At 66.3% G+C, this 26,038-nt stretch carries 18 protein-coding genes; 9 read left to right on the top strand and 9 right to left on the bottom strand.

Going from position 1 to position 26,038, the window contains the following annotated elements; all coding sequences use genetic code 11:
• Positions 1-103 precede the first annotated feature (103 nt).
• The 4 genes from AC5Y6Y_RS06045 to AC5Y6Y_RS06030 all read right to left on the bottom strand — a co-directional run bounded on the left by AC5Y6Y_RS06045 (position 104) and on the right by AC5Y6Y_RS06030 (position 10,724).
• Positions 104-4,054, bottom strand: coding sequence for a DNA-directed RNA polymerase subunit beta' (locus tag AC5Y6Y_RS06045; RefSeq protein ID WP_463825779.1), 3,951 nt, complete (start codon positions 4,052-4,054; stop codon positions 104-106).
• A 38-nt stretch (positions 4,055-4,092) separates the two neighbouring features.
• Positions 4,093-7,584, bottom strand: coding sequence for a DNA-directed RNA polymerase subunit beta (rpoB, locus tag AC5Y6Y_RS06040; protein WP_463825778.1), 3,492 nt, complete (start codon positions 7,582-7,584; stop codon positions 4,093-4,095).
• 503 nt (positions 7,585-8,087) lie between these two features.
• A complete protein-coding gene (locus tag AC5Y6Y_RS06035) occupies positions 8,088-9,092 on the bottom strand; it encodes an ABC transporter ATP-binding protein (protein ID WP_463825777.1) in 1,005 nt (334 codons plus the stop codon).
• A gap of 117 nt (positions 9,093-9,209) precedes the next feature.
• Positions 9,210-10,724 (bottom strand): carotenoid oxygenase family protein, encoded by a 1,515-nt coding sequence (locus AC5Y6Y_RS06030; RefSeq protein ID WP_499917893.1) that lies wholly within the window; start codon positions 10,722-10,724, stop codon positions 9,210-9,212.
• Between the two features lie 83 nt (positions 10,725-10,807).
• On the opposite strand from AC5Y6Y_RS06030, the gene AC5Y6Y_RS06025 reads away from it, so the two are divergent.
• Positions 10,808-11,476, top strand: a complete 669-nt coding sequence (locus AC5Y6Y_RS06025; RefSeq protein ID WP_463825775.1) for a TetR/AcrR family transcriptional regulator — start codon at positions 10,808-10,810, stop codon at positions 11,474-11,476.
• 59 nt (positions 11,477-11,535) lie between these two features.
• Here AC5Y6Y_RS06025 and rplL read toward each other — a convergent pair whose 3' ends face one another.
• From rplL to AC5Y6Y_RS06000, 5 genes are all read right to left on the bottom strand, one after another.
• Positions 11,536-11,928 carry a 50S ribosomal protein L7/L12 gene (gene rplL / locus AC5Y6Y_RS06020; RefSeq protein ID WP_463825774.1) on the bottom strand — a complete coding sequence of 131 codons (393 nt, stop codon included), beginning with the start codon at positions 11,926-11,928 and terminating at the stop codon, positions 11,536-11,538.
• A gap of 39 nt (positions 11,929-11,967) precedes the next feature.
• The gene (gene rplJ, locus AC5Y6Y_RS06015) at positions 11,968-12,555 is read right to left on the bottom strand and encodes a 50S ribosomal protein L10 (RefSeq protein WP_463825773.1); all 588 of its coding nucleotides are present in this window, start codon (positions 12,553-12,555) and stop codon (positions 11,968-11,970) included.
• Between the two features lie 280 nt (positions 12,556-12,835).
• Entirely contained in the window at positions 12,836-13,741 is a 906-nt protein-coding gene (locus tag AC5Y6Y_RS06010) for an ROK family protein (protein ID WP_473139346.1), read from the bottom strand.
• Complete coding sequence (locus AC5Y6Y_RS06005; protein ID WP_473139347.1) at positions 13,741-14,358, bottom strand: DUF7158 domain-containing protein; 618 nt, start codon at positions 14,356-14,358, stop codon at positions 13,741-13,743. Before AC5Y6Y_RS06005 ends, AC5Y6Y_RS06010 begins: the two co-directional genes overlap by 1 nt.
• Entirely contained in the window at positions 14,355-18,497 is a 4,143-nt protein-coding gene (locus AC5Y6Y_RS06000) for a glycoside hydrolase family 38 N-terminal domain-containing protein (protein ID WP_473139348.1), read from the bottom strand. The genes AC5Y6Y_RS06005 and AC5Y6Y_RS06000 overlap by 4 nt, the downstream gene beginning before the upstream one ends.
• A 52-nt stretch (positions 18,498-18,549) precedes the next feature.
• On the opposite strand from AC5Y6Y_RS06000, the gene AC5Y6Y_RS05995 reads away from it, so the two are divergent.
• The 8 genes from AC5Y6Y_RS05995 (at position 18,550) to mmaA4 (ending at position 25,973) form a co-directional block, all read left to right on the top strand.
• Positions 18,550-19,065 (top strand): DinB family protein, encoded by a 516-nt coding sequence (locus tag AC5Y6Y_RS05995; protein WP_473139349.1) that lies wholly within the window; start codon positions 18,550-18,552, stop codon positions 19,063-19,065.
• 3 nt (positions 19,066-19,068) lie between these two features.
• Complete coding sequence (locus tag AC5Y6Y_RS05990; RefSeq protein WP_473139350.1) at positions 19,069-19,674, top strand: DinB family protein; 606 nt, start codon at positions 19,069-19,071, stop codon at positions 19,672-19,674.
• Between the two features lie 61 nt (positions 19,675-19,735).
• Entirely contained in the window at positions 19,736-21,082 is a 1,347-nt protein-coding gene (locus AC5Y6Y_RS05985; RefSeq protein ID WP_463825767.1) for an ABC1 kinase family protein, read from the top strand.
• A 4-nt stretch (positions 21,083-21,086) separates the two neighbouring features.
• A complete protein-coding gene (locus tag AC5Y6Y_RS05980) occupies positions 21,087-22,004 on the top strand; it encodes an alpha/beta fold hydrolase (RefSeq protein ID WP_473139351.1) in 918 nt (305 codons plus the stop codon).
• Positions 22,005-22,076: 72 nt separating this feature from the next.
• Positions 22,077-22,937 carry a cyclopropane mycolic acid synthase family methyltransferase gene (locus AC5Y6Y_RS05975; RefSeq protein ID WP_463825765.1) on the top strand — a complete coding sequence of 287 codons (861 nt, stop codon included), beginning with the start codon at positions 22,077-22,079 and terminating at the stop codon, positions 22,935-22,937.
• Between the two features lie 146 nt (positions 22,938-23,083).
• On the top strand, positions 23,084-23,947 hold the full coding sequence (gene mmaA2, locus AC5Y6Y_RS05970; RefSeq protein WP_473139352.1) for a cyclopropane mycolic acid synthase MmaA2: 864 nt from the start codon (positions 23,084-23,086) through the stop codon (positions 23,945-23,947).
• Between the two features lie 153 nt (positions 23,948-24,100).
• Positions 24,101-24,982 carry a cyclopropane mycolic acid synthase family methyltransferase gene (locus AC5Y6Y_RS05965; RefSeq protein ID WP_463825763.1) on the top strand — a complete coding sequence of 294 codons (882 nt, stop codon included), beginning with the start codon at positions 24,101-24,103 and terminating at the stop codon, positions 24,980-24,982.
• A gap of 91 nt (positions 24,983-25,073) precedes the next feature.
• Positions 25,074-25,973, top strand: coding sequence for a hydroxymycolate synthase MmaA4 (mmaA4, locus tag AC5Y6Y_RS05960; RefSeq protein WP_463825762.1), 900 nt, complete (start codon positions 25,074-25,076; stop codon positions 25,971-25,973).
• Positions 25,974-26,038: the final 65 nt, after the last annotated feature.

Raw genomic sequence — 26,038 nt, 5'->3', positions numbered from 1 at the left:
CCATATGTGGATAGGCGCGCGGGTGAGGATGTGCGAGCAGACGCAAAAGCCCCCAAATCCCTTGAGATTTGGGGGCTTTTGCGTCTGCTCGCGCTACGAAACGCTACCGGTAATCGGAGTATCCGTAGTCGTCCAGCGGCACCGCGGCGCCGGTGGCCTGGCCGAAGTCCGGGCTGTAGTACTGATCCTCGTAGGACGGGATCGTGTACGCCGCAGCCCGGGCCTCCTCGGTGGGCTGCACCTGGATGTTGCGGTACCGGTTGATGCCGGTACCGGCCGGGATCAGCTTTCCGATGATCACGTTCTCCTTCAGACCCTGCAGCTTGTCGCTGCGGCAGTTGATCGCCGCATCGGTCAGCACGCGGGTGGTCTCCTGGAACGACGCCGCCGACAGCCACGAGTCGGTGGCCAGCGACGCCTTCGTGATACCCATCAGCACCGGACGCCCGGCGGCGGGCTCGCCGCCCTCGGCCACCACCCGGCGGTTGGACGCCTCGAACTCGGCACGATCGATCAGCGAACCCGGCAGGAACTCCGTCGAGCCCGAGTCGATGATGGTGACGCGGCGCAGCATCTGCCGCACGATCACCTCGATGTGCTTGTCGTGGATCGACACACCCTGCGCCCGGTAGACCTCCTGGGTCTCCCGGACGAGGTGGATCTGCACCTCACGCGGGCCCTGCACGCGCAGTACCTCGTGCGGGTCGGCCGAGCCTTCCATCAGCTGCTGGCCGACCTCGACGTGGTCGCCGTCGGACAACACGCGCTCGGAACCGTCCTCGTGCTTGAACACCCGCAGACGTTGCCGCTTGGAGAGCTTGTCGTAGACCACTTCCTCGCCGCCGTCGTCGGGCACGATGGTGATCTTGTAGAAGCGCTCACCCTCCTCGAGGCGCACCCGGCCGGTGACGTCGGCGATGGGCGCCTTACCGCGCGGGATGCGGGCCTCGAACAGCTCCTGGACCCGCGGCAGACCGCCGGTGATGTCCTCACCCACACCACCTTGGTGGAAGGTACGCATGGTCAGCTGCGTGCCCGGCTCACCGATGGACTGCGCAGCCACGATACCGACGGCTTCACCGATGTCGACCAGCTTGCCGGTCGCCATGGACCGTCCGTAGCAGGTCGCGCAGACGCCGGTGCCGGTGGTGCAGGTCAGCACCGAACGCACCTTGATCTGCGTGATCCCCGCGGCCAGCAGCGCGTCGATCGACGGGTCGCCCAGGTCCTCACCGCGCGCGACCACGACGTTGCCGGCCTCGTCCACCGCGTCGGCGCCCAGCGTCCGTGCGTACGCCGAGGTCTCGATGTACGGGTCGCGGATCAGGGTGCCGTCCGGCTGACGCTCGGCCAGCTCGACGAGGATGCCACGCTCGGTCTGGCAGTCGTGTTCGCGGACGATGACGTCCTGGCTCACGTCCACCAGACGACGGGTCAGGTAACCGGAGTCGGCGGTACGCAACGCGGTGTCCGCCAAGCCCTTTCGAGCACCGTGGGTGTTGATGAAGTACTCCAGCACGGTCAGGCCCTCGCGGAACGAGGACTTGATCGGACGCGGGATGAACTCACCCTTCGGGTTGGTCACCAGCCCCTTCATGCCGGCCAGCGTCCGGGTCTGGGTGAAGTTACCGGTGGCGCCGGACTCGACGATGGTGATGATCGGGTTGTCCGGCGGATAGTGCTCGCGGAGCGCCTGACCGACCTCGTCGGTGGCCTCCTTCCAGATCTCCACCAGTGCCTCGTTGCGCTCGTCGTGGTTCAGAGCGCCACGCTGGAACTGCTTTTCGACCTTCTCCGCACGTTCCTCGTAGTTGTCGAGGATCTCCTTCTTCCGCGGCGGCACCAGCACGTCGGCCATCGAGACCGTCACACCGCTGCGGGTCGCCCAGTAGAAACCGGCGTCCTTGAGCTTGTCGACGGTCTGCGCGACCACGATCATCGGGTAACGCTCGGCCAGATCGTTGATGATCGCCGCCTGCACCTTCTTGTGCATCTGCTTGTTCACGAACGAATAGCCCAACGGCAGCAACTCGTTGAACAGCACCCGACCCAGCGTGGTCTCGGCCACCCAGGCGTCGCCGGGGCGCCATCCGTTGGCCCCGAACCGCTCCGCCTCGATGTCGGCCGGCGGCCGCAGCTGGGTCAGCCGCACCTTGATCTTGGCCCGCACCGAGAGCACGCCGCGGTCGGCGGCCATGATCGCCTCGGCGGGCGAGGAGTAGACGCCCGACTCGGGGCTGTCGCCGTTGGCCGGCCGGTACTCGCCCTTGCCGCCCTCGACCTCGGTGGTCAGGTAGTACAACCCGGTCACCATGTCCAGTCGCGGCATCGCCAGCGGGCGGCCGGACGCCGGGGACAGGATGTTGTTCGACGACAGCATCAGGATGCGGGCCTCGGCCTGTGCCTCCGCCGAGAGCGGCAGGTGCACGGCCATCTGGTCACCGTCGAAGTCGGCGTTGAACGCCTCACACACCAACGGGTGCAGCTGAATTGCCTTGCCTTCCACCAACATCGGCTCGAAGGCCTGGATGCCCAACCGGTGCAGGGTGGGTGCGCGGTTCAGCAGCACCGGGTGCTCGGCGATGACCTCTTCCAGGACATCCCACACCTGCGGACGCTGCCGCTCCACCATCCGCTTGGCGCTCTTGATGTTCTGCGCGTGGTTGAGGTCGACCAGTCGCTTCATCACGAACGGCTTGAACAGCTCCAGCGCCATCAGCTTGGGCAGGCCGCACTGGTGCAGCTTGAGCTGCGGACCGACCACGATGACCGAACGGCCCGAGTAGTCGACGCGCTTGCCGAGCAGGTTTTGCCGGAACCGGCCCTGCTTGCCCTTGAGCAGATCGCTCAACGACTTCAGCGGGCGGTTGCCCGGCCCGGTGACCGGACGGCCACGACGGCCGTTGTCGAACAACGCGTCGACGGACTCCTGCAGCATCCGCTTCTCGTTGTTGACGATGATCTCTGGCGCACCCAGGTCGATCAGTCGCTTCAACCGGTTGTTGCGGTTGATCACGCGGCGGTATAGGTCGTTGAGGTCCGACGTGGCGAACCGGCCACCGTCGAGCTGCACCATCGGGCGAAGTTCCGGCGGGATGACCGGGACGGCGTCGAGCACCATGCCCATCGGCGAGTTGCCCGACTGCTGGAAGGCGGCAACCACCTTCAGCCGCTTGAGGGCACGAAGCTTCTTCTGCCCCTTGCCGTTTCGGATCACGTCCCGCAGGATGTCGGCCTCGGCGTCGATGTCGAAGTTCTCGATCAGCTTCTGGATCGACTCCGCGCCCATGGCGCCGGTGAAGTATTCGCCGTAGCGGTCCTGCAGCTCGCGGTAGAGGTTCTCGTCGACGATCAGCTGCTTGGGAGCCAGCTTGGTGAACGTCGACCAGATGTCCTCGAGCCGGTCCAGCTCACGCTGGGCGCGGTCGCGCAGCTGACGCATCTCACGCTCGCCGCCGTCCCGGACCTTGCGCTTGGCGTCGGCTTTGGCGCCCTCGGCCTCCAGTTCGGCCAGGTCGGCCTCGAGCTTCTGCGCCCGGGCCTCGAGGTCGGCGTCGCGCTGGTCCTCGACGGCCTTGCGCTCCACCACCATCTCGGCTTCGAGCGTGGACAGCTCGTTGTGCCGCATCTCGTCGTCGACCGCGGTGATCACGTAGGCCGCGAAGTAGATGATCTTCTCGAGATCCTTGGGCGCCAGGTCCAGCAGGTACCCCAGGCGCGAGGGCACGCCCTTGAAGTACCAGATGTGGGTGACCGGCGCGGCCAGCTCGATGTGGCCCATCCGCTCCCGGCGCACCTTGGCACGGGTCACCTCGACGCCGCAGCGCTCACAGATGATGCCCTTGAAGCGCACCCGCTTGTACTTGCCGCAGTAGCACTCCCAGTCGCGAGTCGGTCCGAAGATCTTCTCGCAGAACAGGCCGTCCTTCTCCGGCTTGAGCGTGCGGTAGTTGATGGTCTCCGGCTTCTTGACCTCGCCGTAGGACCACTGACGGATGTCTTCCGCGGTGGCCAGGCCGATGCGGAGTTCATCGAAGAAGTTGACGTCTAACACGTAACTCCCTTTCCCCTTGCGGGTGTTGAAACTGATAGTTAGGCGAGGTCCTCGACGGAGGCAGATTCGTTGCGCGACAAGTTGATTCCCAGGTTGGCCGCAGCCCGCTCGAGATCTTCGTCCTCGCCTTCGCGCAGCTCGATGGCCGCACCGTCCGACGACAGCACCTCGACATTGAGGCACAGCGACTGCAGTTCCTTGAGCAGCACCTTGAACGACTCGGGAATGCCCGGCTCGGGGATGTTCTCGCCCTTGACGATCGCCTCGTAGACCTTGACCCGGCCGACGGTGTCGTCGGACTTGATGGTCAACAGCTCCTGCAGCGTGTACGCCGCGCCGTAGGCCTGCATGGCCCAGCACTCCATCTCACCGAACCGCTGACCACCGAACTGCGCCTTACCACCCAGCGGCTGCTGGGTGATCATCGAGTACGGACCGGTGGAGCGGGCGTGGATCTTGTCGTCCACCAGGTGGTGCAGCTTCATGATGTACATGTAGCCGACGGTCACCGGGTACGGGAACGGCTCACCGCTGCGCCCGTCGAAGAGCACCGCCTTGCCGTCCTCGTTGACCAGCACCTCGCCGTCGCGGTTGGGCAGCGTCGCCGAGAGCAAGCCCTGCAGCTCCTCTTCCTTGGCGCCGTCGAACACCGGGGTGGACACGATCTGGTTCGGTTGGGCGTGCCGCAGCTCCTCGGGCAGATTCGCCGCCCAGTCCGGGGCACCCTCGATGTTCCAGCCGGCCTTGGCCACCCACCCCAGGTGAGTCTCCAGAATCTGGCCGATGTTCATCCGTCGCGGCACACCGTGCGTGTTCAGGATGATGTCGACCGGAGTGCCGTCCGGCAGGAACGGCATGTCTTCCACCGGCAGGATCTTGCCGATGACGCCCTTGTTGCCGTGCCGTCCGGCCAGCTTGTCGCCGTCGGAGATCTTGCGCTTCTGAGCCACATACACCCGGACCAGCTCGTTGACGCCGGCGGGCAGTTCGTCGTCGTCCTCGCGGGAGAACACCCGGATGCCGATGACCTTGCCGGACTCACCGTGCGGCACCTTCAGGGAGGTGTCGCGAACCTCGCGGGCCTTCTCGCCGAAGATCGCGCGCAGCAGCCGCTCTTCCGGGGTCAGCTCGGTCTCACCCTTGGGCGTGACCTTGCCGACCAGGATGTCGCCGTCGCGCACCTCGGCACCGATACGCACGATGCCGCGCTCGTCCAGGTCGGCCAGCACCTCGTCGGAGACGTTCGGGATGTCCCGGGTGATCTCCTCGGCGCCCAGCTTGGTGTCGCGGGCGTCGATCTCGTGCTCTTCGATGTGGATCGAGGTCAGCACGTCCTCTTCGACGAGGCGGTTAGACAGGATGATGGCGTCCTCGTAGTTGTGACCCTCCCACGGCATGACCGCCACCAGCAGGTTCTTGCCCAGAGCCATCTCACCGTTCTCGGTGCAGGGCCCGTCGGCGATCACCTGGCCGGCCTCCACCCGGTCGCCGGCGTCGACGATCGGGGACTGGTTGGCACAGGTGCCGTGGTTGGAGCGGGCGAACTTGCGCATCCGGTAGGTGCGCCGGGTGCCGTCGTCGTGCATGACGGTGATGTAGTCCGCCGAGACCTCCTCGATGGCGCCCGCCTTCTCGGCCACCACGACGTCTCCGGCGTCGATGGCCGCGCGCAACTCCATTCCGGTACCCACCAGGGGCGCCTCGCTGCGCACCAGCGGGACCGCCTGGCGCTGCATGTTGGCGCCCATCAGGGCCCGGTTGGCGTCGTCGTGCTCGAGGAACGGGATCATCGCGGTCGCGACCGACACCATCTGGCGCGGCGAGACGTCCATGTAGTCCACCTCGGAGGACGGCACGTACTCGACCTCGCCGGCCTTTCGACGGACCAGGACGCGCGGCTCGATGAATCGGCCGCCCTCGTCGATCGGCGAGTTGGCCTGCGCCACCACGTGGCGGTCCTCCTCGTCCGCGGTCAGGTAGTGGATCTCGTCGGACACCACACCGTCGACCACCTTGCGATAAGGCGTCTCGATGAACCCGAACGGGTTGACCCGCGCGTACACCGACAGCGACCCGATCAGGCCGATGTTGGGCCCTTCCGGGGTCTCGATCGGGCACATGCGGCCGTAGTGCGACGGGTGCACGTCCCGGACTTCCAGACCGGCCCGTTCCCGCGACAGACCACCCGGCCCCAGCGCCGACAGACGACGCTTGTGGGTCAGACCCGACAACGGGTTGTTCTGGTCCATGAACTGCGAGAGCTGGCTGGTGCCGAAGAACTCCTTGATCGCAGCGACGACCGGACGGATGTTGATCAGGGTCTGCGGCGTGATGGCCTCGACGTCCTGAGTGGTCATCCGCTCGCGCACGACGCGCTCCATGCGGGACATGCCGACCCGGATCTGGTTCTGGATCAGCTCGCCGACCGTACGCAACCGGCGGTTGCCGAAGTGGTCGATGTCGTCGGTTTCCACCGGCACCTCGGTGCCGCCGGGCACCGTCATCTCGTGCTGGCCTTCGTGCAGCCGGACCAGATATTCGATGGTGGCGACGATGTCCTCTTCGGTCAGCGTCGAACTGGTGATCGGCGCACCGACATTCAGCCCGAGCTTCTTGTTGACCTTGTAGCGGCCGACGCGGGCCAGGTCGTAACGCTTCTCCTTGAAGAACAGGTTCTCCAACAGCGTCTGCGCGGACTCCTTGGTCGGCGGTTCGCCCGGGCGCAACTTGCGGTAGATGTCCAGCAGCGCCTCGTCGGTGCCCGCGGTGTTGTCCTTCTCCAGCGTCCCCATCATGATCTCGGAGAAGCCGAACCGCTCGTGGATCTGCTCGTTGGTCCAGCCGAGCGCCTTGAGCAGAACGGTGACCGGCTGACGCCGCTTGCGGTCGATGCGCACGCCGACGGTGTCGCGCTTGTCAACATCGAACTCCAGCCACGCACCGCGGCTCGGGATCACCTTGACGCTGTGCAGCATCTTCTCGGTGGACTTGTCGATGGTCTCGTCGAAGTACACGCCCGGCGAGCGCACCAGCTGGCTCACCACGACACGCTCGGTGCCGTTGATGATGAAGGTGCCCTTCTCGGTCATCATCGGGAAGTCACCCATGAACACCGTCTGGCTCTTGATCTCGCCGGTGTTGTTGTTGATGAACTCGGCGGTGACGAACAGCGGCGCCGCGTACGTCATGTCCTTGTCTTTGCACTCGTCGACCGGTGCCTTGACGTCGTCAAAGCGCGGGTCGGAGAAAGACAGCGACATCGAGCCGGAGAAGTCCTCGATCGGCGAAAGCTCGTAGAGAACCTCTTCGAGACCGCCCATCTGGTTGACGTCGCCGCGCTTGGCGGCGGTCTCACGCCAGCGCTGCGAGCCGATCAGCCACTCGAATGAATCGGTCTGAACGTCGAGCAATCCCGGGACCTCGAGCGGTTCACGCAGCTTGGCGAAAGAAACCCGGTTGGGAGCCCCGGGTACGGAGCTGTTCGAAGAACTCTGTGGGCGACCTGTGTTGCTCTGGCGGAAATCAGCCAAGATGCGTCCTTCCAGCACCTCGTGCGACTATGAGAGCCCTGAGGAGACGCCACCGGGTCTGTTCGCCGCAGATGTTTATCGGTTCGGCTGGCGGACGAACTGTCCGGATCTCACGCACGCAACTGAATAGCTGAGCCGCAGAAAAGGGCTCAGGCTAAGACCACGGTGTCAAGTGGCGGGTGTGAGGTGGGCAGGAAGTAGCCAGCGCAACGTCCAACAATAGCGCAGGACAGTACATTCCTCAAATGCGCACCACTACACACGGTCGCACGCGGTCCGTGGAAGACCGGCGCTGGCTGGCACCTGCGATATCCCGCGTACACATGCTGCCCAACAGATTGACCCGTTTGGGCTGTTCCGTCAAGAGGTGGGCACGGCAAGTTGTGCAGAGGTGTGGAGAAATTTTCCGCGATGCCCGCTGGTGGGGGCATCGCCGACGACCGGCGGGCGCGCGGCGGCACGCCGGAATCCTGCGCAGCAGAACTCGGCAGCGACCGGTCGGATCAGTACTCGTGCGAGGTGTACTTGTGGGTGCCTTCGAGGTCGTCCAGGATCGCTTCCTGAGCGTTCTTCGGCAGGGTGTGCAGCATGGCGCGCACCCGGGCCTGCCGGCGGGCGACGCCTTTGCGCTCCGGCATCCCGGGCGACGCCTGGATCTGCGGCGGCACTCCCTCGATGTCCTCGACACCACCGGCGTGCTGGCCCGCGTCGAGCGCGGCCTGCTCCTCGGCCATGGTGGCCTCGTCCTTTTCCTCCGACATACCGATCGGCCCGATACGCCGACCGTTGAGGAACTGCCGCACCACCGGCTCGTCGCTGGTCAGCAGCACCTCGCGGGGTCCGAACATGACCAGGTGCTTCCGGAACAACATGCCCATGTTGTCCGGCACAGTGCGGGCGATGTTGATGTTGTGGGTCACGATCAGGATGGTGGCGTCGATCTGGGCGTTGATGTCCATGATCAGCTGGCTCAGGTAGGCGGTACGGACCGGGTCCAGACCCGAGTCCGGCTCGTCGCACAGAATGATCTGCGGGTCGAGCACCAGGGCCCGCGCCAGGCCGGCACGCTTGCGCATACCGCCGGAGATCTCACCCGGGAACTTCTTCTCGTCACCGCCGAGACCCACCATCGTCAGTTTCTCCATGACGATGTCGCGGATCTCTTTTTCCTTCTTCTTGGTGTGCTCCCGCAGCGGGAAAGCGGTGTTGTCGAACAGGTTCATCGAGCCGAACAGCGCGCCGTCCTGGAACAGCACCCCGAACAGGGTGCGGATCTCGTAGAGCTCTTTGGCCGAGCACTCGATGATGTCGGTGCCGTCGATGAGGATCGAGCCGCGCTCCGGCTTCAGCAGGCCGATCAATGACTTCAGGAACACCGACTTGCCGGTACCCGACGGGCCCAGCAGCACGCTGACCTCTCCGGCGGGGACGGTGAGCGTGACGTCTTCCCAAATCCTCGAGGATCCGAACGACTTGGTAAGCCCGTTTACCTCGATCGCGACACCCATGGGAGACCCTTCCGTCGACGCGCGGTTCAGCCACCAGCCCCGTGTGGCTTGAGTCACTGTAGCGCACGGCCGGTCTACGCATCAGGGTTGGATCAATAACAATCCGCCCAGCACACCCTATTCAAAAGGTGCCCAATTGCCGTGGAAGCCCATGGGGACCCGCTGCGGAAGTTCCACGGTGGCCCTCGTTTCCAGGGTCTGCGCATCCAGCAGCAACAGCACGCCGGTGTCGGTGTCGCGGCGGCTGCCCAGACCCATCAGGACGCCGTCATCCTCGACCCGGCTTGCCGGGGACGTGGCCGGGTTGGGCACGAAGGACATCTCCCCCATCAACAGGTCCGGATCGAGGGCGGCGACTTCGCGGGCGCCAGTTGCGTAGTCGTGCTTGTACACCGCCGTCGACATGTCGCGGGCGCCGCCGGAGAGATAGCCGCCGTCGACACCGAGGGTGTAGCCGAACCGGTGCTTGGCGCCCAGCAAGGTCTCGTTGATCCGGGGAAACTCCTGCGGGCGGTCGTCGCGGCGCTCGGTGCTGACTGCGCCGGTGGTCAGGTTGATCGTCCAGCGGTCCAGGGTGGGCTTGCTGTCGCCGGGACCGCGCAGGTCGTGATCGAACATCCGCGCATAGCGCACCACGTCCAGGACCAGCACCTCGTTGCCGCCGCGGTCTTCGCTGTAGGCGTTGAGCGGGTGATAGACGTAGCACGGCTCGACGTCGAACCACCGGACGTCTCGGCCGGTGCCCTCGCGGGGCAGAACGCCGATGCGCGCCGGATAGTCGGCGTTCCAGCGGTACGGCATCTTGTGCACGGGCTGCCGGTTCCGGTTGATCATCGCCGCGACGGGGTTGGGTACCCGTACGCGACCCAGCAGCGACTCCGCCACCAGGCGAGCCGGCCTGGTCAGTCTGCGCGGCACCCGCACCGGCAGGACCTGGATCGGGTCGAACGTTACGGGCAGGTCGTAGATCACGACGTACTTCTCGGTCAGCGAGAAGTCGTGCATCATCGGCGACCCGCCCACTCGGACGTCCACCGTGCGACGGGCACGTCCGTTGGTGTCGATCACCGAGTACTGCACGGTGCGTCCGCGGGTGAAGGAGTAGGACAGGGCATGCAATTCCCCGGTCGCCGGATCGCGGTGCGGGTGGGCGGTGTAGCCGCCGAAGAGGGTTCCGTCGAAGTCGCAGGGCGCGACCGTGTCCAGCTCGTCGGTCAACTCGTAGTTGGCGCCGCCACCCTCGACCAGGGCTAGCGTCCGGCCGGCGTGACTCAACGCGTTGGTGTTGGGCCCCACCGACAGCATGCCGGCCCGCGGGTCCAGCCCCGCGGGCTGCGGCTCGCCCAATGCGGCGCACACCGCAGGGGTGCGCACCCAGCGGTTGCGGTACCAGGTGGCCTTGCCGTCGCGCAGCGCGACCCCGTGCACCATCGCGTCCCCGCTGAACCAGTGGTAGGTAGTCGGGTCGACCTCGGCGACCGGGTTGGGACCGTTGCGCAGATAGCGTCCGCTGAGGTGCTCGGGAATGTGGCCGGTGACCTCGAGGTCGGTTGCGGTCAGTTCGGCCCGCACCGGTGCCAGAAAACCGCTCAGGTACGGGTTGCCGGCTTGGGCGGTCTGCGTGGCCGTCATCGCTGAACTCCTATAACGTTGTTATTACGCTGTTATTGGGACGGTACGCCGCCGCCGAGGAGATGGCAATATTGTTTGGCGAGATGACTTCGACCCAGCGCAGCGTTCGCGACCAGATGGTGCAGGCCGCGGTGGACTTGCTCGACGAGCACGGTCCCGATGCGCTGCAGACCCGCAAGGTGGCCGGTGCCGCCGGCACCTCGACGATGGCCGTGTACACCCATTTCGGCGGGATGCGCGAACTCATCGCCGCGGTCGCCGAGGAGGGTCTACGCCAGTTCGACGCCGCCTTGGCGGTGCCGGAGACCGACGACCCGGTGGCCGATCTGATGTCCGTCGGAGCCGCCTACCGGCGGTATGCGATCGAGCGCCCGCACATGTACCGGCTGATGTTCGGCAGCACCAGTGCGCACGGCATCAACGCGCCGACCGGCGACGTCCTGACGCTGTCGCTCGACGAGATCGAGCAGCACGAACCCAGCTTCGCCCACGTGGTGCGCGCGGTGCACCGGTGCATTCTCGCCGGCCGGATCACGGCGTGCCCGGCGGACGACGATGCGTCCGTGGTGGCCACGGCAGCCCAATTCTGGGCGCTCATCCACGGTTACGTGATGCTCGAGCTGGCCGGGTTTTACGGCGCCGACGGCTCGGCACTGGTCCCCGTGCTGGCCGCAATGACCACGAATCTGCTGGTCGCCCTAGGCGATTCAGCTGAGCGGGTACAGCGCTCGCAGCTGGCTGCACTGCGCTGATAAACGCGGAAGCCCCCGGGACCCCGTTGCCGGGATGCCCGAGGGCTGCGCGGATGGAACTACTTGACGGTGACGCTGGCGCCGGCGGCCTCGAGCTTGGCCTTGGCCTCGTCGGCGGCCTCCTTGGCGACCTTCTCCAGCAGCGGCTTGGGCGCGCCGTCGACCAGGTCCTTGGCCTCCTTGAGGCCCAGGCCGGAGACGATCTCGCGGACCACCTTGATGACACCGATCTTCTTCTCACCGGCGGCCTCGAGGATCACGTCGAACTCGGTCTGCTCCTCGGCGGCCTCAGCGGCTGCGCCGCCACCGGCCGGGCCGGCCGCGGCGACGGCGACCGGGGCGGCCGCGGTGACCTCGAAGGTCTCCTCGAACTTCTTGACGAAGTCGGAGAGCTCCAACAGGGTCATTTCCTTGAAGGCGTCGAGCAGGTCGTCGCTGGACAGTTTTGCCATGGTGTGGGTCCTTTCTGAACTTTGTGCGTTTGGTCGGAGTTATTCGGCGGATGCCGCTTCGGCGGGTGCCTCGGCAGCTGCGGGCGTCTCCGCAGCTGCGGCTGCGGGGGCTTCGGAGTCCTTCTTCTCTTGCAGAGCGGCCAGCAGGCGGGCCATCTGCGACGCGGGCGCATTGAACAGCCCGGCAGCCTTGGCGAGGTTGCCCTTCATCGCACCGGCCAGCTTGGCCAGCAGCACCTCGCGGGATTCCAGGTCGGCGATGCGCTCGACCTCGGAGACGGACAGCGCGTGTCCGTCCATGTAGCCGCCCTTGATGACCAGCGCCTTGTGCTCCTTGGCGAAGGTCTTCAGTGCCTTGGCGGCATCCACCGGCTCACCGGTGACGAATGCGATCGCCGTCGGACCGGCGAACAGCTCGTCGAGCCCTTCGATGCCGGCCTCGGAGGCAGCGCGCTTGATGAGGGTGTTCTTGGCCACCGCGTAGGTGGTTCCCTCCCCCAGCGATCGGCGCAGCTCGGCGAGGTTGGCCACCGACAGACCGCGGTACTCGGTGATGACGGTCGCGCTCGAACTCTTGAAGTGCTCGGCGATGTCGGCGACGGCGGTGGCTTTGTCAGCCCTGGCCATGCATGCCTCCTGTACGTGTGTGGACTCGGCGTCTCGTTCCACCGCAGACGACTAACGCCCCGGCGCAGGCTGCGGCCGGGGCGTTGGGATTCACCGGCGCGTAGGCCGGCGGTCTTGCCTCGTCCTCCTGCGTGGGCCGCCGGGATGTTCCCGGACCTTCAACCGATTGCTCGGTGACCGACGGTCTTCGGTGGATCGGCACCCACCATAGCCTGGCCTGGTCCGAACAGCCAATTCGCACCCACGCGCGACCCACGACGCTGCCGCGGCGCGCCGCTCGCTACAGCCCGGCCAGGCGCGCCGCGCCCACCAGCCCGGCATTTCCGCCGAGTTCGGCGGGCAGCACCCGCAGACCGGTCAGGAAGTCCAATCGGGCATATTCGGCCAGCGCCGCACGCAGCGGGTCGAACAGCAGGGGCCCGGAGCGGGCCACTCCCCCGCCGATAACCACCAGGTCCAGGTCGCATACCGCGCCGACGGAGGCGATCATCGCGGCCAGCGCGGCGGCTCCCCGCTGAAATGCCGCAAGCGCCAGCGGATCTCCGGTGGCGGCCGCGTCGGCCAACTCCTTGGCGCTCGCCGCCGGCGGCGCTGACCAGCCGTTTTCCCGAGCCCAACGCACCATCGACGGACCGGACGCGACGGTCTCGACGCAGCCGCGCCCACCGCAGGCACACCCCCGACCGTTCGGGTCGACCACCACATGACCGACGTGACCGGCATTACCGGTGCGGCCGTCATAGGGCAACCCTTCGAGCACCAGGCCCCCGCCCACCCCGGTGGACACCACCATGCCCAGCAGGAAGCCGGCACCGCGTCCCGCGCCCTGCCAGTGCTCACCGAGTGCCATGCACACGCCGTCACCGCCCAGCCGTACCCGCACCCCGGGCACGACGGCTGAAACCCGTTGCTGCAGTGGGAAACCGCGCCAGGCCGGGATATTGATCGGGCTGACCGTGCCGCCGGCCAGGTCCACCGGACCGGCCGACGCGATCCCGACGCCGGCCACCACCCCGCCCGCCGCGTGCAGTCCGTCGCGTATCAGGGCCTCGACCGCGGCCCAGATCTGTTCTTCATCGACACCGGCCGGCGTCGGGCAGGTAGCGGTGTGCACCAGCGCGCCGACGTCGTCAACGAGACCGGCTGCGATCTTGGTGCCGCCGATGTCCAGGCAGAGGGTCAGCATCAGTGTCGGTGGGTGTTGTCAGGCTGGCGGGGATCGCCAGGATGCTCGTAACCGGGGGCCAGCTGCACCAGTTCGGCGCGACGCACGTCCAGCCAGACCCGGAACGCGCGCCGCCGAGCAGCCCCCAGCAGATGCCCGGCGACCGCCTGCCGCACCTGATCGAGCGGCGGGGCGACCAGCGTCGGCGTCCGCCATCCGAGTCCGGCGGGGCGGGCCGGCGCGAACCGCATCGGGTTGCGCCGGTGATAGTCGGCGACATCGTCGTCGCTGACGTCGACACCCGCGGTGACATCGGCGAACAACGCGCGCGCCGGCGGGTCGGCCAGCGCCGCGGCGGCGATGCTGCCGATCTCCAGCCGGGCGGTGACGTCGGGCAGCAGGTCAGCCTCGGGTGGGGCATCGAGGGCGGACAGGCCACGGGCGGTCGCTTCGGCGGCAACCACCCGCTCGGTCACGATCAGCTGCGTGAGCCAGCGCCGCAACTGGCGGCCCTCGCTGGTGCCGACAGCCGGCAACGGGGCAGCACGAGGTCCGTTGCGCAACCGCGCCTCGCGCGCGTCGACTTCGGCTTCCTCGACCTCGGCGCCGCCGACCGTCGCCACCACGTGATGGGTCATGTCACCGTCACCTTGACCGCCGGCGAATAGACCAACCGGCCCGCACAGCCGACCCGGACCAGCGCCCACCACTGCCCGGGATCCTGCCAGCGGGGCGGTGCCACATCGAAGGTCAGCTCGACGGCGCCGCCGGCCGGTAGGACGGCCCCGACCGCGGCCGGCCCGATCCACTCCCACGTCCCCCACGGGCTGATCAGGTGTGCCTCGAGCGCCAGATCGGCCCGGGCCCGGCTGCCGATCGTGACGGTCAGCCGCGTCGCTTGTCCCGCGGAAAGCACGATGTCGGTCGGACCGTCCCGCAGATGGAGGAGTTCGTCGTCGTCGGTTCCCACGGCCAGGACGGTGACGTCCTCGACCACCTGCCGCCACGACGGCACGTCGGAGATCAGGCGCAACTGCGCCCGGACCGGATATAACCCTGCCGGCGCGTGCGCCGGGATGGTGAGCACGATGTCGGTTTCCAGGTGCGCACCGACGCCCAGGGTGAAGGGCAATTCGGCCGGTTGGGCGGACCAACCGTCGGGACACCGCACCTCGACGGTGCCGCCCACTTCGGCATCGGTGCAGTCGCTGGCAGCGGTGAGACGAAGTGTCACCGTGTCGCCCGCCTCGGCGCTGAGCTGCTGCGGATGCAGGTGGGCGACGGCCGGTAGTCCGCCCAGCGGTGCCGGGCCGCGATTGTGCAACCAGTAGCGGGCGTAGAGCGGCTGGGCCACCTCGGCCGGCGGAGCCAGCTCAGTAGGTTCGACAGGTAGGGCAGGCACGTCGAGGTGACCTCGAACAGTTGCGACCTGGTAGCCGTGCAGCCGGATGGCGCTGGTGCGGCGCTGCGCCACTTCCAGCAGATTCGCGTGCCGGATCGCGCTCAGCTCACCGAGTTCCGAGCTGACCTCGACCCGAGTCGCCGCACCGGTCGATTCGACCAGCCGCAGGGCCACGTCACTCGATGTGACGGGTTCGGCGCGGCCGGAGGTCAGCGGGTTCCCGGCGGCCTTGAGCGCCCCCAGCGTTACCGACTCGGGCTCGACCCGCAGCAGCGACCCAACCGGCGGCAACGCCCCGTGCTGGTCGCGGGGAGCCACCGCAATCAGCGGGTTGGTGAACTGGGCGCTGCGGACCGGCACCCCGGCGCGCCGCCAATCACCGCGGCCGCAGACCAGCGCGTAGTCGAAATCATGGGTCCAGTGCTGCAGTTGGAAGTTCGAACCGTCCGGCGCGGTGCGGCGTGGCTCGTCGATCCAGATGCCCGACGGCCAGCCCGTGCAGGACCGCATCAGCGCCGTGTGCAGGGTGCCTTCGGTGTCCACCGCGAAGCTGGGCACCCCGCGGTTCAGTACAGCGACGGTGTAGTCCTCGAACGTCGCGGCGTCGACCGGGCAGCGCTGGCGGACGACGATCTCGGCGTCGGCCAGGTCGCGAATCACCGAGGCGATCGCGGCGGCCAAGCTCTTGTCGTCGCGTCCGGCGATCACCAGCACCGGCAGCGCGCGGCGGGCCCGCAGGTCGGCGTCAGGCACCCAGACCGCGGTCAGGTCCGTCGCCGCCGGCACCCATATCCGCGCCTTGCCGGTCTTGGTGAGTTGCCGTTCGAGTTCGTCGGCATAGGCCGGATCGGCCTCGGCCAGCAGCGCCGCGGTGAATACGTTGCCAGCCGGCCCACCCAGCACGATCCGGGCGTCAGGCAGGTTGGAGTCGACGTCGAGGTGGCCGTAGCGGGGTCGGTCGGCGCCGCTGCAGGTGGCCGTCACACCGGCGCGCACCAGCGCCACCATCAGGTCGCGAGCCAACGGACCCGACACGGTTTCCGACGGCGCGATCACCTCGGCCACCGAGATTGCCCGCGTGGCGCTCCCGATCCGCACGCGAACCACTGACGACAACCCGAACCAGCCGTAGGCCGGATTGTCCAGCGTCCACAGGTGCTGCGCGGTGTCCACCGAACGGTCCCCGTCATGTAACAACGCGAATCCGCGCCCGACGACGGCGTCCCCGACTTCACTGACCGGCGTCGCGCCAGGCACCGGACACGGCCAGCGCAGCCGCAACAACCTGTCCTCGCCGATGAAGTCGTGGATGGTGGTGCGGCAGTCCAGACGGTCGACCTGGTGCCACAGCGTCAGGGTCTGGGTGTACCGCAACAGGGTGCCGATGCCACCCTGGACGACCAGCCGCTGGCCCAGTGGCCCGCGATAGGCCTGCACGGTCGCGGGTTCTCCCGCGGACCCGACCACCGGGCCCATGGGCAGCAGGTGCCAGGGACCTTCGCCCTGGGTCGGGTGCGCGGGGTATTCGTCGTAGACGGCGAGCTCGTTGCCGACTTCGCCGACGGCGATCAGTTCGCGGCCCTGGTGTACCAGCGAGGTCACCGCCCCGCCGCGTTGCGGGTCGACGGTCAGGCGGTAATGCTCGTTGGCGATCTCCCGGCCCGCCTTCGGGACCCAGCCCGCGGCGTCGCCGGGAACCAGCCGGTACGTGCGCCAGCCCAGCGACGGCAGATCCCGGGCGAGCCAGCTGACCGAGCACGCGTCGTCGTCAACCTGCGCGGGCACCTCGATCCCGTCGGAGTCCAGCACCCGCACCCCGGCAGCCGGCGCGTCCAACCGCAGGGTCACGACGTCGCTGCGCTGCTGCGTCAACGGGTTCCACACCACCACCGAGTCGCGCTCGCGGGCCACCGCGCCGGACAGCAGCTGCAGCGAGTTGTCCCGCGCGGTGCCGCCCAGCTCCCAGGCGTCGCGCCAGCCGGTCAGCAGGTCCAGGTAGACCTGGTCGGATTCCGATCCGGTGATCGCGTCGTGGTGGGCGCCGTAGGCCAGCTGCACCCATGCCTTCGACAACGCTGCCTGCGGGTACTCGGCACCGGTCATCAGCCCGGCGAACACCGCGAAGCGCTCAGCGTCCAGGACGATGTTCTCCGCCGCACGGTTGGCTTGTTTGGTGTCGATGTAGGACACGTCCTTGCCGGTGTAGATGGGGTTCATGTCGCGGGTCTGAGGCGAGGCCACTGCGCCCCGCTCGCCGAGTTCGGCGCGCACCGCGGCGAAGAATTCGCGCGGCAGCCCGCACACGAAGCGCGGCCAGGTGTAGCGGGCAGCCCAGTCGCGATGAATCTCGGTGACCCACTTGTTGGGCGGGGTGTAGTCGGTGCCTACCGGCAATAACACGTTGCGGGTCAGCGCGACCTTCTTGAGCCGGTCGAACAGCGCGTAGGTGGCTTCCTCGGCCTCCTGCACCGTGGTCGACGAGTCCATCCACCAGCCCGCCGAATAGTGGGCCGGCATGTAGTGGGTGAGCAGACCGTTGCCCGACGGCGAGATCCACTCGAATTCGCTGGAGAACTGCATGCGCTGCATGCCGTCCTGCCCCGGACCCCACTGATGGTGCGGTCCACGCGCCCACGAGCTCGAGGTCAGCCCGGCGTCGGCAGCCATTCCCGGGAACTGCGGATCGTGGCCGAAGACATCGAGTTGCCAGGCGGTGGCCGGGTCCGCGCCCAGCACATCGCGCTGAAACCCGATGCCGTGCACGAAGTTTCGGATGGTCGTCTCCGGACTGGTGAGGTTGGTGTTCGGCTCGTTGTAGGTGCCGCCCATCACCTCGACCCGGCCGTCGGCGAGGAACCGGCGCAGGTCGGCGCGATCCTGCGGCCGGGTGTCCCAGTACGGCTTGAGGTAGTCGACCTCGGCCAGCACGAACTTGTAGTCAGGATCGCGACGGGCCATCTCCAGATGCGCGTGCACCAACTCGAAACCATTGGTCTGCCGGGCGCGTCCGGGCGGGTCTTCGGTCCATTCGCTGGTGTAGGCACCCTGGGTGTTCCACCACACCGGGTCGTAGTGGAAATGGCTGATCATGAACATCGTCCAACCGGGCTCGGCCACCACGAACTCGAAGGGCATGTCGGCGTCGCCCGCCCGCACGCGTGCCGCCCGTCGCTGTCCGACGACGGGGCGGCGCACCTTGACCGGGATCTCGAGCAAGAGTTGTCCGGGTTCGGCCACCATCGACCCACTCAGGCCGTCGCCGTCGACGTAGACCGTCGTCGGTCCGGTGACGGCAACCCCGACCTGCACGAGCTGCAACGGCGCCTGGGACGGACCGACGAACAGTTCGGTCGAACCGACCGAAATCACCTGCATTCCCGCACCTTACGGCGACCGGCAGCCGTCGTGGATGGAAAACTCGGTGGACATGGCAGACCTGACCGCACAGCTGGCCGATCAACTGGACGTGCACTGGCGCACCCAACTGCGTCCCCGCCTGGCGGGTCTGACCGACGACGAGTACTTCTGGCAGCCGGTACCCGACTGCTGGACCGTCCACGCGGACGGCTCGATCGACTTCGCCTACCCGACACCGGATCCGGTTCCGTTCACCACCATCGCCTGGCGGCTGGCCCACGTGATCGTCGGTGTTTTCGCGATGCGCAACCACAACCATTTCGGCGGGCCGCCGGCCGACTATCACCATTGGACCTATGCCACCGACGCCGGCACCGCGCTGCACCAACTCGACGAGACCTATGCGGGCTGGATCGCCGGCGTGCGTTCGCTGTCCGCAACCGACCTGAACCGCCCCTGCGGCCCCGCCGAAGGTCCCTATGCCGAGTACGCGCTGATCGAACTCGTCCTGCACATCAATCGGGAAGCGATCCATCACGGCGCCGAAATCGCCTGCCTGCGCGACCTCTACCTACACAAGGAGTGATACATGCCTGCACTTGCCGCACCAGTAGCCGACGAACGCAGCGCGCTGCGTGAATACCTCGCCTACCACCAGAGCGCGTACTTCGCCGTCTGCTACGGACTCACCGACGAACAGGCGCGCTCGACGCCGTCGGCCAGCGCGCTGTCAATTGGCGGCCTGGTCAAACACGCCACCGGCATGCAGCGCAGCTGGATGGCGCGGGTCGCCGCCGCACCCGGCGAGCCGGAGCGGGACACCCGACCGTTCGAGGTGCGAGCCGCGCAGTTCCACGCCGAGTACGTGATGGGACCGGACGAGACACTGGCCGGGCTGCTGCGGGCCTTCACCGAGCAGAATGCCCGGACCCTGCGGCTGGCCGAGACCGCCGACCTCGATGCCCGGGTACCGGTGCCGCGGGACGCCCCGTGGTTCCCGACAGACATCGACGCCTGGTCGGTGCGCTGGGTCCTGTTGCACGTGATCAACGAGCTGGCCCGGCACTCCGGGCAAGCCGACATCATCCGGGAATCCATCGACGGCGCCACTATGTACGAACTCATCGCCGGGTTGGAGAATTGGGAACCGAAGCCGTGGATCACGCCGTGGCGCAGACCGGCCAGTCCGGCGTAAAGCACGTGAGCGGGGTCACGCAAATTTAGAGTTGACCATCCAGGTTTGGCACACTGCTCAAATGAGTTCCACCAAGCATCGCGATGTGGCCAAGCTGGACCGGGTGCCCTTGCCGGTCGAAGCGGCCCGGGTAGCTGTCACCGGTTGGCAGGTCACCCGCACCGCTGCGCGCGTGGTCACCAGCCTGCCCGGCAAAGGGTCGTGGCAACAGAAGGTCATCAAGCAGATTCCGCAGACGTTCGCCGACCTGGGTCCGACGTACGTGAAGTTCGGCCAGATCATCGCGTCGAGCCCGGGGGCGTTCGGCGAGTCGCTGTCCCGCGAGTTCCGCAGCCTGCTGGACCGGGTGCCGCCCGCCGACACCGACGAGGTGCACAAACTATTCGTCGAGGAACTCGGCGACGAGCCCGCCAACCTGTTCGCCCACTTCGAAGAAGAACCGTTCGCGTCCGCCTCGATCGCCCAGGTGCACTACGCGACGTTGCAGAGCGGCGAAGAGGTAGTGGTCAAGATCCAGCGGCCGGGCATCCGCCGCCGGGTGGCCGCCGACCTGCAGATCCTGCAGCGCTTCGCCCAAGCCGTCGAACTGGCCAAGCTGGGCCGTCGGCTCTCGGCGCAGGACGTGGTCGCCGACTTCTCCGACAACCTGGCCGAAGAGCTGGACTTTCGGCTGGAAGCCCAGTCCATGGACGCCTGGGTGTCGCATCTGCACGCGTCGCCGCTGGGCAAGAACATCCGGGTGCCGCAGGTGCATTGGAACTTCACCAGCCAACGCGTGTTGACGATGGAACGGGTGCACGGGATCCGCATCGACAACGTCGCGGCGATCCGCAAGGCCGGCTTCGACGGCACCGAGCTGGTCAAAGCCCTGCTGTTCAGCCTGTTCGAGGGCGGGCTGCGGCACGGGTTGTTCCACGGCGACCTGCATGCGGGCAACCTCTACGTCGACGATGAGGGCCGCATCGTGTTCTTCGACTTCGGGATCATGGGCCGCATCGACCCGCGCACCCGCTGGCTGCTGCGCGAACTGGTGTACGCGCTGCTGGTCAAGAAGGACCACGCCGCTGCGGGCAAGATCGTCGTGCTGATGGGCGCCGTCGGCACGGTGAAACCTGAGGCGCAGGCCGCCAAGGACCTGGAGAAGTTCGCCACCCCGCTGACCATGCAGTCACTGGGCGACATGTCCTACGCCGACATCGGCCGCCAACTGTCCGCCCTGGCCGACGCCTACGACGTGAAGTTGCCGCGCGAGCTGGTGTTGATCGGTAAGCAGTTCCTCTACGTCGAGCGGTACATGAAGCTGCTGGCGCCGAGGTGGCAGATGATGTCCGATCCGCAGCTGACCGGGTACTTCGCCAACTTCATGGTCGAGGTCAGCCGCGAGCATTCCGCGGACGTCGAGGTCTAGCGCCGTGGACGTTCGTAGCGGCACCGCCGTCTCCGGGGATGTGAAGCTCTACTACGAGGACATGGGCGAGCTGGACCATCCCCCGGTGCTGCTCATCATGGGCCTGGGCGCCCAAATGTTGTTGTGGCGGACCGGATTCTGCGAACGCCTGGTCAACCAGGGCCTGCGCGTCATCCGCTTCGACAACCGCGACGTCGGCCTGTCCACCAAGTCGGAACGGCAATCCGCCCAGCAGCCCCTGCCGGTGCGGCTGGTCCGGTCGTTTCTCGGTCTGCCCAGCCAGGCGGCCTACCGGCTGGAAGACATGGCCGACGACGCCGCCGCCTTGTTGGACCATCTGGACATCGAGCAGGCGCACATCGTCGGCGCCTCGATGGGCGGGATGATCGCTCAGGTGTTCGCGGCGCGGTACGCGCAGCGCACCAAGACGTTGGGCATCATCTTCTCCAGCAACAACCAGCGGGCGCTGCCGCCGCCGGGGCCGCGGCAGCTGTTGGCACTGCTGAAAGGACCGGACCCGAAGTCTCCGCGCGAGGTCATCATCGACAACACGGTTCGAGTCGGCAAGATCATCGGCAGTCCCAAGTATCCGACGCCCGACGACGAAGCCCGCGCCGATGCCGCAGAAAGCTACGACCGCAATTACCACCCCTGGGGTCTCGCTCAGCAGTTCAGCGCCATCCTGGGCAGCGGCAGCCTGCTGCACTATGACCGGCGCATCACTGCGCCGACCGTGGTGATCCATGGCCGGGCCGACAAGTTGATGCGCCCGGCGGGCGGCCGGGCCATCACGCGGGCGATCAACGGTGCCCGATTGGTGTTAGTCGACGGGATGGGACATGATTTGCCGAAGCAGTTGTGGGATCGAGTGATCGGTGAACTCACGAGCAATTTCGCCGCCGCCGACACGGTCAAGGGTTAGTTCGATGAATTCCTTCTCCGTGTCTTGTGTCGCGTGCGAGGTTGTTACCGTTGGAACAGGAGGTTGTCTGACATGGCCGAACTAAAGCCGTATTACGAAGAGTCCCAAGCGACCTACGACATCTCCGACGACTTCTTCCGGCTTTTCCTCGACCCCAACATGGTCTACACGTGCGCGTACTTCGAGCGTGACGACATGACGCTCGAGGAGGCGCAACTCGCCAAGTTGGACTTGGCATTGGACAAGCTCAACCTCGAACCCGGGATGACGCTGCTGGACGTCGGTTGCGGTTGGGGCGGTGCGGTGGTCCGTGCGGTCGAGAAGTACGACGTCAACGTCATCGGCATCACCTTGAGCCGGCACCACGCCGCGCTGAGCCAGAAAAGGCTGGCCGCGATCCCGACTGAGCGACGCGCCGAGGCACGCCTGCAGGGGTGGGAAGAGTTCCACGAGAAAGTCGATCGAATCGTCAGCTTCGAAGCCTTCGACGCGTTCAAGAAGGAGCGCTGGCCGGCGTTTTTCGATCGCTCTTACGAGATCATGCCCGACGACGGCCGCATGCTGCTGCACAGCATCTTCACCCACGAGCAGACGTACTGGCGTGATCACGGCATCACCGTGACCATGAGCGATCTGCGGTTCTTCCGCTTCCTGGCGACGGAAATCTTCCCCGGCGGCGGAATGTGCGGCGAAGTCGACATCATCGACAATGCCAAGAACAGTGGATTCGCGGTCGACGAGATTCAATACCTGCAGCCGCATTACGCGCGAACGCTTGATATGTGGGCCGCGAATTTGGAAGCCAATCGCGAGCAGGCGATCGCTATCCAGTCGCAAGAGGTCTACGACCGCTTCATGCGTTATCTCACCGGCTGCGCGGGCCTGTTCCGCAAAGGCCTGTCGAATGTAGCTCAATACACCCTGGTCAAATAGCGCCGCCGTTCGCGCTGGTCGGACGCGTCACAATTTAGCGATGCAGCGCTGCATCGGATAGCATGCATTTCGCATGTTCGGGGGTTGCACATTCAATTTCGCATGCAACCGGGGACCCGATGTGGTCCGGAAAGGCACACCAAAACATGGCTCAACAGCTGAAGCCGCACTTCGATGACGTGCAGGCGCATTACGACTTGTCCGACGATTTTTTCCGGCTGTTCCTCGATCCAACCCAGACCTACAGCTGCGCCTACTTCGAGCGCGACGACATGACGCTGGAACAGGCTCAGATCGCCAAGATCGACCTGGCACTGGGCAAGCTGGGCCTGCGGCCCGGAATGACCCTGCTGGACGTCGGTTGCGGCTGGGGCGCCACCATGCGCCGTGCGATCGAAAACTACGACGTCAATGTCGTGGGCCTGACGCTGTCCAAGAACCAGGCGGCGCACGTGCAGCAGTCCTTCGACGCGATGGACACCACCCGCGAGCAGCGGGTGCTGCTGGCGGGCTGGGAACAGTTCGACGAACCCGTCGACCGCATTGTGTCGATCGGTGCATTCGAGCATTTCGGCCACGACCGCTACGACGACTTCTTCGCGCTGGCCCACAAACTGCTCCCCGACGACGGCGTGCTGCTGCTGCACTCGATCACCGCACTGACCGGACCGCAGATGATTGAGCGTGGCATGCCGCTGACGTTCGAGATGGCCCGGTTCAGCAAATTCATCATGACCGAGATCTTCCCGGGCGGACGGTTGCCGTCGATCGAGAAGGTCGAAGACCACTCCTCGCGCGCGGGTTTCACGCTGACCCGCCGCCAGTCGCTGCAACAGCACTACGCAAAGACCCTGGACCTGTGGGCCGCGGCGCTGCAGTCGCGCCGGGACGAAGCGATCGAGATCCAGTCCGAAGAGGTCTACGACCGGTACATGAAATACCTGACCGGTTGCGCCGACTCGTTCCGGGTCGGCTATATCGACGTCAACCAGTTCACGCTGGAAAAGTAGTGACGCGGGCGGCCAGAGCGATGCCTGGCCGCCCCCGATTTCGATGAAAAGGCCCTCGCGGCGACGTCAGATACATAGGATGTGCCCCCGCCCGTGTAGGGTCCGGTGGATGGCCACCTCGTGGGGGGGTGGGCATGTCCTACGGGAGGACATATGGCGGATACGTACACCCGCGCCGGAAGTCTGCGGTCCAATTCTGACGACGTTCAGGCGCATTACGACTTGTCCGACGAGTTTTTCGCACTCTTCGTGGATCCGACACGCACCTACAGCTGTGCGTACTTCGAGCGCGAGGACATGGACCTGCAGGAAGCCCAGCTCGCCAAGATCGACCTGGCGCTGGACAAGCTGGGCCTCGAGCCGGGTATGACGCTGCTGGACGTCGGTTGCGGCTGGGGTCCGGTGCTCAAGCGAGCGCTGGAGAAATACGACGTCAACGTCGTCGGTCTCACGCTCTCCAAGAATCAGCACAACTACTGCCAGCAGCTGCTCGACCAGGTCGACACCAATCGCACACACCGGGTCCTGCTCAGCGACTGGGCCGACTTCGACGAGTCAGTGGACCGGATCGTCACAATCGAGGCGGTGGAACACTTTGGTTTTCACCGCTACGACGACTTCTTCAAGTTCGTCTACCAGGCCCTGCCCACCGACGGCGTCATGCTGCTCCACGTGATCACCGGACTGCATCCCCGGGACATCATCGCGCGTGGCATGCCGTTGACGATGGAGTGGGCGAAGTTCATGAAGTTCATCACCACCGACATCTTCCCGGGCGGCCGGCTGCCGACGATCGAGAAGGTCGAGGAGCACGCGACCAAGGTCGGCTTCAACGTCGCTCAGATCCAGTCGCTGCAGCTGGACTTCGCCCGGACCCTGGACTTCTGGGGTGAGGCCCTGCAGGCCCGCCGGGACGAGGCCATCGAGATCCAGTCCGAAGAGGTCTACGACCGGTACATGAGATATCTGACCGGCTGCGCCAAGGCATTTCGCATTGGCTATATCGACTGCAACCACTTCACCCTGGCGAAGTAGACTTCGTACCACGACGGGCTCGCACGGTTGGCATTTCAGCCCGAGGCCCCGCATGTGCGGCTACCGATGATCCAGGAGAAGAAAGACCAGAATGGCCGAGAACCCGCTTAGCCCGACGAAGACGCGCGAACGCAACTTCCAGGACATCCAGGCGCACTACGACGTCTCCGACGACTTCTTCGGCCTGTTCCAGGACCCGACCCGCACCTACAGTTGCGCCTACTTCGAGCCGCCGGACATCTCGCTCGAGGAAGCCCAGATCGCCAAGATCGATCTGAACCTCGACCAGCTGGACCTGAAGCCCGGCATGACGCTGCTGGACATCGGCTGCGGCTGGGGCACCACGATGAAGCGTGCCGTCGAGAAGTACGACGTCAACGTCGTCGGGCTGACGTTGTCCAAGAATCAGCACGCCCGTTCCCAGCAGGTGCTGGAGGCACTCGATACCGACCGTTCCCGGCGGGTGCTCCTGCAGGGTTGGGAGGACTTCAACGAGCCCGTCGACCGGATCGTGTCCATCGAAGCCTTCGAGCACTTCGGTCACGAGAACTACGACGATTTCTTCAAGCGTTGCTTCGACATCATGCCCGAGGATGGCCGGCTGGTCGTCCAGAGCAGCGTCAGCTACCACCCGTACGACATGGCTGCCCGCGGGAAGCGGATCACCTTCGACACGGTGCGCTTCATCAAGTTCATCGTCACCGAGATCTTCCCAGGCGGCCGGCTGCCGTCCACCGGGATGATGGTCGAGCACGGCGAAAAGGCCGGTTTCATTGTCCCCGAGCCTGTTTCGCTGCGGCCGCACTACATCAAGACGCTGCACATCTGGGGCGACACGTTGGAGTCCAACCGCGAGAAGGCCATCGAGGTGACCTCGGTGGAGGTCTACGAGCGGTACATGAAGTATCTGCGGGGCTGTGAGCACTACTTCGACGACGAGATGCTCGACGTCAGCCTGGTGACCTACCTGAAGCCGGGCGCGGTCGCCTAGAGGGCCGTCGGCCCCGCGCCGACTGTGCATCTCGCGACGAGACACGCCGGTGCGGCGTCGCAGGA

Source organism: Mycobacterium sp. NGS24 (assembly GCF_059813065.1).
Note: the sequence above shows the minus strand (reverse complement) of the source record. Positions and strands in the feature narration are given on the sequence as shown.